At 64.1% G+C, this 12,686-nt stretch carries 10 protein-coding genes; 1 reads left to right on the top strand and 9 read right to left on the bottom strand.

The genetic code is table 11. The features are described from left to right. Positions 1 to 121 precede the first annotated feature (121 nt). A complete protein-coding gene (gene dacB, locus L085_RS23005) occupies positions 122 to 1,588 on the top strand; it encodes a D-alanyl-D-alanine carboxypeptidase/D-alanyl-D-alanine-endopeptidase (RefSeq protein WP_044031817.1) in 1,467 nt (488 codons plus the stop codon). Positions 1,589 to 1,598: 10 nt separating this feature from the next. Here the strand turns inward: dacB and ybaK are convergent, their stop codons facing one another. The 9 genes from ybaK to L085_RS22960 all read right to left on the bottom strand — a co-directional run bounded on the left by ybaK (position 1,599) and on the right by L085_RS22960 (position 12,685). Beyond that, positions 1,599 to 2,078, bottom strand: a complete 480-nt coding sequence (gene ybaK / locus L085_RS23000; protein ID WP_004940240.1) for a Cys-tRNA(Pro)/Cys-tRNA(Cys) deacylase YbaK — start codon at positions 2,076 to 2,078, stop codon at positions 1,599 to 1,601. A gap of 228 nt (positions 2,079 to 2,306) precedes the next feature. Continuing rightward, positions 2,307 to 3,113 carry a TraB/GumN family protein gene (locus L085_RS22995; protein WP_044031816.1) on the bottom strand — a complete coding sequence of 269 codons (807 nt, stop codon included), beginning with the start codon at positions 3,111 to 3,113 and terminating at the stop codon, positions 2,307 to 2,309. A gap of 133 nt (positions 3,114 to 3,246) precedes the next feature. Further along, positions 3,247 to 5,958, bottom strand: a complete 2,712-nt coding sequence (gene copA, locus L085_RS22990) for a copper-exporting P-type ATPase CopA (RefSeq protein WP_044031815.1) — start codon at positions 5,956 to 5,958, stop codon at positions 3,247 to 3,249. 205 nt (positions 5,959 to 6,163) lie between these two features. Next, positions 6,164 to 6,892 carry a DUF1295 domain-containing protein gene (locus L085_RS22985; protein ID WP_015376876.1) on the bottom strand — a complete coding sequence of 243 codons (729 nt, stop codon included), beginning with the start codon at positions 6,890 to 6,892 and terminating at the stop codon, positions 6,164 to 6,166. A gap of 18 nt (positions 6,893 to 6,910) precedes the next feature. Next, positions 6,911 to 7,969, bottom strand: coding sequence for a prodigiosin biosynthesis protein PigM (locus L085_RS22980; protein ID WP_044031814.1), 1,059 nt, complete (start codon positions 7,967 to 7,969; stop codon positions 6,911 to 6,913). After that, complete coding sequence (locus L085_RS22975; RefSeq protein WP_044031813.1) at positions 7,966 to 8,613, bottom strand: 4'-phosphopantetheinyl transferase superfamily protein; 648 nt, start codon at positions 8,611 to 8,613, stop codon at positions 7,966 to 7,968. The genes L085_RS22980 and L085_RS22975 overlap by 4 nt, the downstream gene beginning before the upstream one ends. After that, positions 8,597 to 8,911, bottom strand: coding sequence for a RedY-like protein (locus tag L085_RS22970; protein WP_004940233.1), 315 nt, complete (start codon positions 8,909 to 8,911; stop codon positions 8,597 to 8,599). Before L085_RS22970 ends, L085_RS22975 begins: the two co-directional genes overlap by 17 nt. Before the next feature lie 13 nt (positions 8,912 to 8,924). After that, positions 8,925 to 11,213, bottom strand: coding sequence for a polyketide synthase (locus L085_RS22965; RefSeq protein WP_044031812.1), 2,289 nt, complete (start codon positions 11,211 to 11,213; stop codon positions 8,925 to 8,927). Next, positions 11,210 to 12,685: a D-alanine--poly(phosphoribitol) ligase gene (locus L085_RS22960; RefSeq protein ID WP_226988560.1), complete on the bottom strand. Its 1,476-nt coding sequence runs from the start codon at positions 12,683 to 12,685 to the stop codon at positions 11,210 to 11,212. The genes L085_RS22965 and L085_RS22960 overlap by 4 nt, the downstream gene beginning before the upstream one ends. Between the last annotated feature and the right edge of the window lies 1 nt (position 12,686).

Raw genomic sequence — 12,686 nt, 5'->3', positions numbered from 1 at the left:
GCGGGCCGCCTGTTTTCCCGCCGAAAACCCCGCCCCAAACGCACGCAAAAGTCGCCGCCGCCGCCTTCCAATGATAGCCTGAGCGACAATTTGGTTTTGATAACGCAAACAGGAAGATGACATGTTGAAAACCGCAGGCTGGCTGCTGCCCGCCATCGTGGCGCTGGCGGGGTGTTCGTCATCCGGCCAACGTCACGAACAAACCCTCAGCCAGGCGCTGGCGGCCATCGGCCAGGACAAGGCGCTGGTTGGGGCGTCGAGCGGCGTGATGGTGCGCGATGCCGAGAGTGGCAAGGTGCTGTATCAGGCGCACGCGGATCAGCGTTTGGCGCCGGCTTCCAACATGAAGATGTTCACCTCTCTGGCGGCGTTCGGCGTGCTGGGGGCCGATTACCGCTTTGAAACCCGGCTGTTGACCGCCGGCGAGCAGCGCGGCGACACCTTGCGAGGGGATCTCTATCTGCAGGGCAGCGGCGATCCGACGCTGCATCCGGACGATCTCGACACCTTCGCCGCAGCGCTGGCGAAGCGCGGCATCCGTCATATACAGGGGCGGTTGTTGCTGGATGCCGGCGCCTTCGATCAGACGCCATTCGGCGCCGGTTGGAGCTGGGACGATGAACCCTTCGCCTTCGCTGCGCCGATCTCGGCGCTGAACTACGCCTTTACTCCCGGCGGCGATATCAACGTGGTGCAGGTGGCGGTGCGGCCGGGCGCCCGCGCCGGCGCGCCGGGACGGGTGAGCTTCTATCCCGCCAATGACGCGGTGACGCTGGTCAACCGCACCACCACCGGCAGTGACACCGCGCTGACGTACGAGCGCCGGCCGGGCAGCAACCGGATCGTGGTCAGCGGCACCATCGCCGCGCAGGCGGAGGCCAGCTCGCGATTGATTACCGTCGATCAACCGTCCCTTGTCGTCGGCGCTTTATTGCAACATGCTCTGCGCGCGCACGGCATCACCCTGCGCGGCAAGGTTGAAGAGGGCGTGACGCCGGCCGGCGCACAGCTGCTGGCGGAAAAAACCTCGCCGCCGCTCTCCCGCCTGGTCGTAACCTTCCTGAAAGTCTCCAATAACGGCTACGGCGAGATATTGACCAAGGCGATGGGCCGCAAGACGCAGGGTAAAGGGGATTGGGCCGCCGGCCTTCAGGCGATAAACGGATTTGTGCAAAGCCAGGGCGTCGCGGCCGACGCGTATCGCCAGGTGGACGGTTCCGGGCTGTCGCGCATGAACCAAATCACGCCGCAGCAGCTGACGACGCTGCTGCTGGCGGCCAGAAAACAGCCGTGGTTTGCCGACTGGTATCACGCCTTGCCCGTCGCGGGCGAGCCGGGGTTGCTGGTGGGCGGCACGCTGCAAAGCCGCATGGTGAACAGCGCGGCGGCGGGGCGCGCCCACGCCAAGAGCGGTTCCATGACCGGCGTATCGTCGCTCAGCGGCTATGTCGATTCGGCGACCGGGCGGCCGCTGGCATTCGCCATCATCAGCAATAACTATCTGGTGCCCGGCGCGCAGGTGAAGGCGCTGGAGGACCGCCTGGTGGAGACGCTGGCGGCCTGTGACGCCACGGTGGTGTGCCGCTGAGCGCGCGGCGTCAGTCGCGTTTGGCGATGTCGGCGAAGCTGCCGGCCAGCAGGCGGCACAGATCGGCGGCGGCCAGTTCGATGTCCAGCCCGCGTTTGCCGCCGGAAACGTAGATGGTGGCGAACGCTTGCGCCGGGCTGTCGATCACCGTCGGCAGCCGTTTTTTCTGCCCCAGCGGGCTGATGCCGCCCACCAGATAACCGGTGACGCGCTGCGCCAACTGCGGATCGGCCATCTCGGCCTTTTTGGCGCCGAGCGCGCGGGCGACCTTCTTCAGGTCCAACTGGGTCGCGACCGGGGTGACCGCCACCGCCAGGTGTTTGGCGTCGCCGTTCAGCGCCACCAGCAAGGTTTTGTAAACCCGATCGGCATCCAGCCCCAGCTTTCTCACCGCCTCGTCGCCGAAGTTGGTTTCGTCGCTGTCGTGGTGATAAGGATGGAGGGTGAAGGCGACCTTTTGTTTCTCAAGCAGAACGACTGCGGGCGTCATGATGTGTTGTCCAAAATGTCCCCGGCGGGGAAAGGGTGATAACCAGCCTTAAAAATACAAAAATCCAACCTGCCCGGCAACCTGAGCGGCTGTTACATAAAGCGGGTTGCCAAGATATTCACCGGGTTGCTACCCTGTTTACTGTAACCGTTAACACGGTTGCTATGCGTATAACTAGAATACAAGAAATTCCTCTTTGACTGGCCAATAGCGATATTGGCCTCTTTTTTACCCCTGCGGCTGCAGCATCGCCGGCAGGTTATCCTCGCCGTACAGGTGCAATGCGCCAACCGCCACCACATACTCACCGGCAGGCAGCGCCTCCAGCTGATGCCGCCAGTCGCGATTGCGCTGATGCATCAGCACGTCATACAGCCCGGCGCTGAAGGTGGCGGGCAGCGTGTCCAGCGTACCGCGCGGTTTGGCGTCCAGCCACCAGCTCACCATGGTTTGCAGCAGCCGCGCGTTGGTATGCCAGTGCTCCAGCGTATCGCGCAGCAGCGCAATGCCGCCCTCCGGCAATTGTTCCAGCATCGCCAGCTGCTGCTGCGCGCCTTCCAGCTCGATCACCGGTTTGTCCTGCGCCCGGGCGGCTTGCAGCAGCTGATAGTCCACGCCATATTCCGCGCGCAGCCCCAAACGCTGAGCCTGGCGCGCCTGCATCATCAGCGCCACCTGCCAGCCGGGCAGGGTAGCGAAGGCGTGCGGGTCGGCGCCCAGCTCATGGCACAGCGCCAGCAACCGTTGATATTCTTCGGCGGACAGGCGCTGTTCCAGCTCCGGCTGCAGCTCGGCGTGGTCGAAAGGGGAGGCGGAGTCGGTGATATCGGCTTCGACGATCAGCGCGTCGGCCTGCTGCAGCCGGGCCGCCAGCCGGGGCGGCAACGGCGACATATCGACGGTGCCCATATGGATGCTGCCCACCAGATGCAGCCGACGATCGCCAGGCAGGGTGATGTCCAACGCCGGATAAGCGTAACGCTTGGGCGAGATCAGGCCGAGAAAGGCGGCGAGGCGGCGTAACAGTTGACCCATACGGCGTGGCTCCTGAATAACGGGTGCGCGTTTCAGCATGAAAGGCGAGGGGAAATCGTTATTCATGCTAAACGCTATCCGCCGCGCAGGAAAGCCCGGAAAACAGCGGGGCGCCATGACGGCGCCCCAGCGATCACTTCTGCGGTTTAAAACGCAGCAACCGGTTGGCGTTGCTGACCACGGTAATGGACGACAGCGCCATCGCCGCGCCCGCCACCACCGGGCTGAGCAGCGTGCCGGTCAGCGGGTAGAGCACGCCGGCGGCGATCGGAATGCCCAGCGTATTGTAGATAAAGGCGCCGAACAGGTTCTGCTTCATGTTGCGCAGCGTGGCCTTCGACAGCTCCACCGCATCCGCTACGCCGTGCAGGCTGTGGCGCATCAGGGTGATGGCGGCGGTCTCGATGGCGATGTCGCTGCCGCCGCCCATCGCGATGCCCACGTCGGCCTGCGCCAGCGCCGGGGCGTCGTTGATGCCGTCGCCGACCATCGCCACGCGCTGGCCCTGCGCCTGCAACTGTTTGATCGCCGCCGCTTTGCCGTCCGGCAGCACGCCGGCAATCACCCGATCGATACCGGCCTCTTTGGCGATGGCGTTGGCGGTTACCGGGTTGTCGCCGGTCAGCATCACCAGCTGATACCCCTGCTGGTGCAGGCGCTGCAGCGCCGCGACGCTGTCCTCGCGCAGCGGATCGCGAATGGCGAACAGCGCGGCCGGTTTACCGTCCACGGCCAGCAGCACCGGCGTTACGCCGCGTTCGGCCTGGGCGCGCATCGGCGCATCCAGTTCGGCGGTCGCGACCTGATGCTGTTCCAGCAGCGTGGCGTTGCCCAGCAGCACCTGCACGCCGTCGATCTCCCCGCTGACGCCGGCGCCGCGCAGGGTGCGGAACTGCGCGACCTGCGGCAGCGTTTGCCCGGCGGCGCGTTCCATGATGGCGCGCGCCAGCGGGTGGTTGGAGCCTTGTTCCAGCGCGGCGGCCCAGCCGATCGCCTGCTGTTCGCTGACCTGATTGAAGGTCAGGATCTCCACCACCTGCGGTTTCCCTTCGGTCAGGGTACCGGTTTTGTCGAACACCAGGGTGTCCAGCTGGCTGGCCTGCTGCAGGGCGTCGGCGTCGCGCACCAGCACGCCGAACTCCGCCGCGCGGCCGACGCCGGAGATGATCGACATCGGCGTCGCCAATCCCAACGCACATGGGCAGGCGATGATCAGCACCGTGGTGGCGATCACCAGCGTATAGACCAGCTGCGGCTGCGGGCCAAAGAAGTACCATATCGCCGCGCTGAACAGGGCGATCGCCACTACCGCCGGCACGAACACTGCCGAGACGCGGTCAGCCAGTTGGCCAATCGCCGGTTTGCTGCTCTGCGCCTGACGCACCAGTTTGATGATGCGCGCCAGCGTGGTTTGGCTGCCGATGGCGGCGGCGCGGAACAGCACGCTGCCGTCGTCGACCACCGTCCCGGCATGCACCGTGTCGCCGGCGCCTTTCTGCTGCGGCACCGCTTCGCCGGTCAGCATCGCTTCATCAAGCCAGACTTCACCCTGTACGATTTCGCCGTCGACCGGCACGCGATCGCCGGTAGTCAGCCGCAGCGTCATGCCGAGCTGCACCTCCGCCAGCGGGATATCGCGCTCGCCGTCGTCGGTCACCAGCCGGGCGGTGGGCGGCGTTAGATCCAACAAGCGCTCCAGCGCCTGCGAAGAACGCTGGCGGGCGCGCTGCTCCAGCGCATGGCCGAGGTTGATCAAACCGATGATCATCGCGCTGGCCTCGTAATAGAGGTGGCGCGCCGCCATCGGGAAGAAATCGGGCCAAATGTTGACGGCGATCGAGTAAAGCCAGGCGGCGCCGGTGCCGAGCGCCACCAGGGTGTCCATGGTGGCGCTGCCGTTCATTAGCGCGCGCCAGGCGTTGCGGTAGAAGTGCCCGCCGGCGAACACCATCACCGCCAGGGTGATGACGCCGACCAGCAGCCAGGGGCGCTGGGTTTCCGGCGTCAGCGTCATGCTGCCGCCGAACAGCCCCCAGGCCATCAGCGGGATCCCCAGCGCCAGACCGAGCGCCGCCTGCCAGCTAAAGCGCTTCATGTTGGCGCGAGCGGTCTGCTGTTGCCGTTCGCGACGTTCGGTCTCGTCCTGGATCATCTCGGCGCCGTAGCCGGCTTTTTCCACCGCCGCCACCAGCGCTTGCGCATCGGCGGCGCCGGTCACCAGCGCGCTGCGCTCCGCCAGGTTGACGCGGGCGTGCTCCACGCCGGGTACGCTTTGCAGCGCCAGCTGCACTTTATTGACGCAGCTGGCGCAGGTCATGCCGCTGAGCAGCAGCTGTACGCTGTCGTCCGCGCTGTCGGTTGCCGGAAGGGAAGGTTGCGCCGCTGGCTGAACGTCCGGCAACGAAGGTGTTGCGTCAGTCAACGGCTCAGTTTTTGGGACGACGGCGCCCGCCACGCTGGCGTGATAACCGGCGTGTTCTACTGCGGCGATCAGCGCCTGCGGATCGGCATCGCCGTACACTTTCGCGCTGTCGATCTCGACGTCGGCGGCGAACACGCCCGGCACCGCTTCCAGCGCCTTGCGGGTGGTGCCGACGCAGTGCATGCAGCTCAGGCCGCTCAGCTGCAGTTCGGTATCGGCGCGCGGCGCGACTTCGGCCTGATAACCGGCGGCGATCACGCTGTCGATCAATGCGCTGTCCGGCGCTTCGCCGGTCACTTTGGCGTATTGGACGTTAACCTCGGCCTGTTCGACATCGCTGCGACTTTCCAGGGCTTTTTTCACCCGCTGCGCGCAGTTCATGCAGGACAGCCCCTGCAATGCCAGCATAGTGGTGTGTGACATGATTGGACTCCTTGCTTAAGGGCGGTGTTTAAAGGTTAACCGCCTGACCTGTTTTCACTAAGAATGGAGCTTAAACCTTCCAGCAAGGGTAAGGTCAAGGCGGTTTTTACTTGCGCGGGCGTGACGGTCGTTTTGTGTTGTATAACAAGGTGTTTTATCGGCGGCAGCGCGGTCGGCTTGCCCGAACCGCGCTGCCGCGTTGGGGTTACAGCACGAAAGGAATGAAACATTTAACCTGACGTTTATAGTTGCGCCAAACCTCGCCGTAGCGCTTCTCTGCCATTTTCTCGCTTTTGGGAATGGCGTCGGCGAAATACTGCACCAGGTTAGTCAGCGGTGCGATCAGGCCAAACAGGTTGCCGGCAAGCAGCCCGAAGCTGACGAAAATAAGAAAGTCGCCGAAATAATTCGGATGGCGCGCCAACCCCCAAAAGCCACTGTTCAGCAGCCGGCCTTTATTGTTCGGATCCTGTTTGAAGCGCCGTTTTTGATAATCGCTGCCGAAGTGGAACAGCGTGCCTATCAGGTAGACCCCAATGGCCAGCCATTGCAGCGCGCTCCACGGCCCCTGCAGCTGGCTGGCCCAGTAGAAGGGCAGGCAGTACAGGCCGCCGAAGATCATGACCATCATCACCGCCAGCCATGGCACCTGCTGCGTGGGCATCACGTCCTTGAGTTTGGCCGCGGCGGTGTTGCCGTACCAACGTGTCAGCACGATGTTCATGCGCAGCAGGTACAGGCCGACCATGACAAGGATCAGGGCTTTGTGGCTCAGATCGCCCTCGCCGAAATAGCAATAGACCAGGGTAACCGGCCCCATGGCGTTGAACCCCCACAGAAACATCGGGCGAGTGTCCTGAGCGCCGCGGCTGGTAATAAACGCCAGCAGGGCAAGGATCAACAAAACAGCGGCCAAAGCAATCCATACGTTCATTGTGTTCTCCTCAGCGGATTAGGGGAAATCGTTCCCCGGGGGCGCGCATTCGCCGGATGGCGGCGCGGTCAAAATGCTTTGCCAGCTGCGTCTGGGTGCTGCGCTGCCCCATTGTTGCAGGTGGCCGAAGCGGGCAAAAAACACCGGGGGAGCGCTGAGCGCCAGGGTTGCTGCGAGCTCGCGACGCGCCTCGGCGTGTTGCACCAGAACGCTGATCGGATGCAATCCCCAACCCCAGTGTTGCAGCGTGAGCCACAGACGTCCAAGCCGCATGCCGGTGGCGAACAGGTGCTCGGCACTTTCGTCGTTCAGACACAGCGCCAGGTATTGCGGGCCTTCCGCGACGCGTTGCGCCAGCCCTTGCGCCATATAAGCCGGCAAGCGCAGCCCGGTCGCCAGCCTGCTTAAGCGAGGATGAAACGCCACTTGGAAGAAGCGCTTGAATGCTGGGGATACCGGGCCAAACAGGTGGTGCAGGTGAAAACCGTCGTCGGTAGGCTGCCGTTCGTTGAAGCGGATGTATTGATAGGTTTCGCGCCAGGCTTGGCGATCCGAGAAATCGAGCGCGGCGTGACGAGCGGTGAGCTGCGCGACCCGACGGCGAGCGCGTTCGTCACCTGCGATACTGAGCGAACTCGCCGTTCCGTCGAACAGGGTCTGCAGCTGCATCCGCTGCGCTTCATTGATTGGCGTAGGCTGATAGGCCGCTCGTGCGGTATGCCGCTCGCCGATCAGCTGCGCCAATTGGCGATGGGCGGCGCGATCGGGCGCGGCAGGTGCGGCGGGGGCAAAGCTCAGTAAATGCGTGGGGCCATGCTCCCAACGCCAGGCGAGAGGCAAGCCTGCACAGTTGAGCAGCGCGCTGAGGTACTCGAAGAAAATCCCGCAGCTCATCAGCATCTCGCGTTCCAGCGAAGGCAGACTCTGCAAGGCGCGACGGCGGTCGATAGCCAACCGGCCACATCGGGCGTCGGCGTCATAGTGGAGAGACCAGGGTTGGCAGTTGTGTGAAGAGGGCGCCTGCCGCGCGATGTCCACGGCCTGTTGCAGCGCCGCGGCGAAAAGGTCTTGGGTCATGATAAGGCTCCGAAAGCGGAAGGGGCGGGCAGGGAAAATACGGTAACGTTCGCTCTGAACGACATGCTCTCCTCCGCCGGAAAGCAGAGTGCGCATGCCCAGTCCAGGCTGCGCCACAGCCAGAAGCGTCTGCTCGCCAAACTGCCGTCGGCGCTTGAGACCAACCCGGTGTGCCAGTCGATGCCGATCGTCCGCAATTCGTAGGGCAGGCCGCGGCCGTGGCTTTTTAAAAATGCTTCGCGAATGGCCCAGACGGCGCAGGCCTGTATGCGTCCCAATCGCTGTTCCGCCTCGCCAAAGGCCCAGCGCAGCGCCGCGCCGGAGAAGGGGCGATAATGCTGCAGATCGATGCCGAGCGGGATATCGCCGGTGGCGCTGGCGTACCAGGCATGCGAATGGCTGAGAGAAACGTGGCGGCGTCCCAGCAGGAGGTGTTCGCCGAACGGTTGTCCACTCGCCTCATGGCGCAGCGTAAAGCCGGTCGCGTCCCCCCGGCACCATGTCCGGTTCAGCAGCGCGATGGCCTGTGCCCGCGCGTGGTTTTTCACCGCCGACAGATGCCGCAATCCCCGAACGGCGGCGCAGCGGTGGGGGCCGCCCAGCGCGATGACGATACGTGGCGCCACGCTAAGCTCGATAACCATCGGCGATGCGTTCTCCGCTGATTTCGTCAACGACTTCCGCCAACTGATTAAAGCGTTCAACCAGGCTTTGAAACAGCGGGGTCTGCATCTCGCGCTCGAACATTTTCAGCGAGTTCAGCTGAATGATTTCGATAAAGTGAAACGGCGCCTCCGCCGAAGGGCTGACTTCGATGACATCGAAGGCGCGTACCGCATCGAGGTGGCGGCAAGCCTGGTAATCGGTCGTCTCCACCCAGTCGCGAAACGCGGCGCGGTGGGCGATGTCTTTTAGCCGAATCTTATGGACGATAATGTGCATCTGGGCGGCCTTTTTAAATGGGTTGATGGATAAGCAAATGGTAATTGATGCCACCGGTGCCAAAGCCGTTGATCGCCGCCCGACGCCCGTCTTCACCCTGTGGCCAGTCGAGCGCGATTTGTGGGATTTCGGCCGGGATCGCCGCCAGCGGCAGTTCGGCATTCAATGTCGCCACCGGCGTGGGCGGGATTTGACCGTGTTCGAAAGCGCTCAGCACTTTACACAGGCTGAGCGCACCGGCGCCGGCGAAACAGTGGCCGAAGTTGTACTTCACCGAACCGATGTACAAAGGGGCGCGTGCGGCGCGGTGATACCCCTGATGCAATGACGCGACTTCTGCCCGATCGCCCAGTTCGGTGCCGGTGCCGTGCGCTTCGAGATACTGTATATGGCGCGCTTCGACGGCGCTCAGGCTCTGGGTTTTTTCGATTGCCAACGCCTGGCCCTCGGGATCGGGCGCGGTCATGGAATAGCTGTCGCAAGATCCCGATATCGCTTCGATGGTGGCGATGGCCCGCGATGTCGCCTGGCCGGTCAGAATGAAGAAGCCGCCACCGTCGCCGGGAGTAAAACCGTCGGCTTGTCGGGCGAAAGGCCGCATACGCGAAGCGGAAAGCATCATTTGCGCGCTGCACAGCACCATATCGCGTTCGAGCGTCGCCGTTTCTATGCCGCCGACGAGCACCGCATCGTAGCGGCCGGCCTGTAACGCCCTGACCGCATTGTGCAAGGCGGCCAGCGAACTGGCGCAGGCCGCCTCGACCGCGTAGCAGTCCGCCTCGACGCCGAGCTGTTGCGCCAACAGCTGCGCGGTGCCGAGGCCGCAGGCGCCATGCCAGCTCCAGCGGTTGATCGCGGGTTGGGGCGGTGGCGAAAGGGGGACGTCGGCGGAAGGCAATGCCGGCCACAGCGCGCTCATGGCCTGTTGTCGATCGGCGCTCAAAGACAGGTTGCTGGCGACGATAATGGCGATGCGTTCAAAGCGTCGCAGGCTGTCGGGCCACGCCGCGCAGCCGTTGAGGGCGTGCAGTTGTGTGACGTCGAGGCGCTGCTTTTTGGCCGGCATCATAGGCCGCGTCAGCTCAAGCCGCACCGGATCGTGCGTTGGGAAGCACATGGCATGAGCGGTGTAGGCGCTGAGCTTTTGCGGCGTGGGTCGCACGAAGGCGCCGGGGTGCAACTGCTCGGGGCTGTGATCGCGCAGGGCGTCCTCACCGTTGCGCAAGGCCTGCCAGAAACGCGCTTTATCCAGCCCCTGCGCGGTGATGGGCTGATAGTCGATGATGCTGATGCGTGGCGAAGCCGTCGGTTTTAATGAGGGGGGAGACGCCGCGTCAATCCGCCAGCGGTAGCCGGTGAACGAGTGGCCGGCGCACGTCTGTTGCCGTTGCAACAGCATGTCGAGGAGATGGCAGAAAACCTGATTGGCACCGGCAAAATAGCCGGCGCTCGGCGCGGCATCCTGTCGTTCGGCGATCAGGGTCGACAATTGCGCTATCGCTGGCCATCCCTGTTCCTGAGCGACGTCCAGCGGGCAAACGACCAGGCTGATCGCCCCCTCCAGCCAACAGGCCGAAGAGGAAACGCCCTGCGCCAACAGCATGTCCGCCTGGGGTTGATGGTGGAAGCATTGTACGGCGGTCAGCACCGCCATGCGGCTGTCGGCATGGCGAAAACAGTCTTGCGCCAACTGCAGCAAGCGCAGGCCGCCCAGATCGGCGCCGTCGAGGGTTTGGCATTTACCGCGCGTGCGGGCGAAATGGGCGATGCGCGCGGGAATGCTGGAGGCCATTTCCCCTACGCGATCGTGGGATGAACTGCCGAACGCCTGGGCCAGCGGCTGTTTGTAATCGTCAATCCGGCGCATGACCGCTGCCGGTGAGAGCCCCTGAGCGTCAAGCCGTTCGGCCAGCCTGCGCAGCGCGCCGATTTTGGTGGCGTTGCGATAGGCCGCATCACTGCCCAAATGGGTGGCGCAAAATTGATCGCAGCGGTCGCGCAACGCGTCGGATAACGTCAGATGCTGCATGGCGGCGGAGGCGGCCTGCAGCGCCAGGCGGGTCTCGCGGCTGACCGCCAGTCGAAACAGCGGCGGGATGGCGAATTTTTTGAAATCAAACGCGGCGTCGTCGATCTGGCGACCGCGGATCGGCGCGGCCGCATCGCTCCACGGCATCGGCGGCGGGGCGTCGAACAGCGCCGACCAGGCGGCGCCGTTGGACAGATCGATACGATCGATGCCGGGCAGTGCGCAGCCGATGCCGACCAGCGCCAGCGGCGCGGCATGAATTTCCTGGTTCATCGCGCGTTCACCTCGGACAAACGTCCTCTGTCCACCTTGCCGTTGGCATTGGTGGGCAGACTGTCGGCGACCACCAGTTGGCTGGGGAGCATATAGGCGGGCAGCCTGGGCTGCAGGAACTGCTTGAGCTCCAGCAGGTTGGGGCGGAGCGCGCCGGGATGGAGGGTGATCACGGCGATCAGTCTTTGCTTCAGCTCGCCGAGCTCGACATACAGTGCGGCCTGGCTGACCGAGGGATGGTGATGAAGGATCGATTCAATCTCACCCAATTCCACCCGGTAGCCGTTGATTTTCACCATGTCGTCCAGCCGGCCGCGGTAGACCAGCCCATTCGCCGTCGTCTCCACCCAGTCGCCGGTCGCGTGACATTGGCGCGGATGCCATTGCGCTTGCCGCGATGAGGCGACGTTGCTGTAGCCGGGGGTAACGCACGGTCCGCCGATCAGCAATTCTCCGCGTCGGCCCGGCGTACCGTCAATCGGCTGCAGGCGCCCCTGTTCATCGACCAACTGCGCCGTCAAGCCGGGCAACGGATGGCCGATGGGGATCTGCTCCAGCGTCGCCAACTGCGTTCGATCCAGCGCGTAGGCGGTGCAGACATTGGTTTCCGTCGGGCCATACCAGTTGCTGACGCGGCACCGGGCCGGCAGATGCGCAACCAGACGCTTCAGCGCGGCGGCCGGATAAGGCTCACCGGCGAACGTGACCTGGCGCAGCGTTTTCACCGTCGATGGCGCCAGCAACGCGCTCTTTTCCAGCATGGCTAAAATCGAAGGCACGCTGTACCACAGAGTGACGCCGTGCGTTTGCAATCCGCGAACGAGAGCCTGGCAATCTTTCTGTTCATCTTCGCGCACGATCCAGGTCGCGGCGCCGGCGCAAACGCCGGCGAACAGATCGAAGGTGCTCAGATCAAAGGCGAAACTGGCATGATTGGCCAGCACGTCGCGCGCCGTCAGTTGTGTATCGCTGACGGCCCAGCCGATGAAAAACGTCAGCATGTCATGGGTGATTTGCACCCCTTTCGGGGTGCCTGTGGAGCCTGAAGTATAGAGAATGGCGGCGAGGGGGGAGCCGAGCGCGGCGATCGCTTCCGGCCAGGCGCCATCGAGATCGGTGCGGCCATCGAGCGCGCTCAACCAGCCCTCATCGACGATCAGCGCGGGTGAGGCGGCGGCGATAATGCGTTCGATGCGCGCCGTCGGTTGGCTGAAATCGATAGGGACATAGTGGTTGCCGCTCAGCCAACATGCGTACATGGCGGCGACGGCGTCGGGCCCTTTCTGCAGGTTGAGCAGCACGGCCTGCTGCTTTAACCCGGCATGTCGCAGCGCCGCCGCCATCATGCAGGCGCGATCGGCCAGGCGACGATAGCTCCAGCGTCGATCGCCGCACAGCAGAGCGGTGCTTTCCGGCGCTTGGCGGGCGTGCCGGAACAGGGCCTCCAGTATCGGTGAAATGAAGGTTGCCATG

It is taken from the genome of Serratia sp. FS14 (assembly GCF_000695995.1).
GTDB lineage: Bacteria > Pseudomonadota > Gammaproteobacteria > Enterobacterales > Enterobacteriaceae > Serratia > Serratia nematodiphila.
The sequence above is the reverse complement of the archived record's forward strand: the minus strand, read 5'-3'. Positions and strand labels throughout refer to the sequence as shown.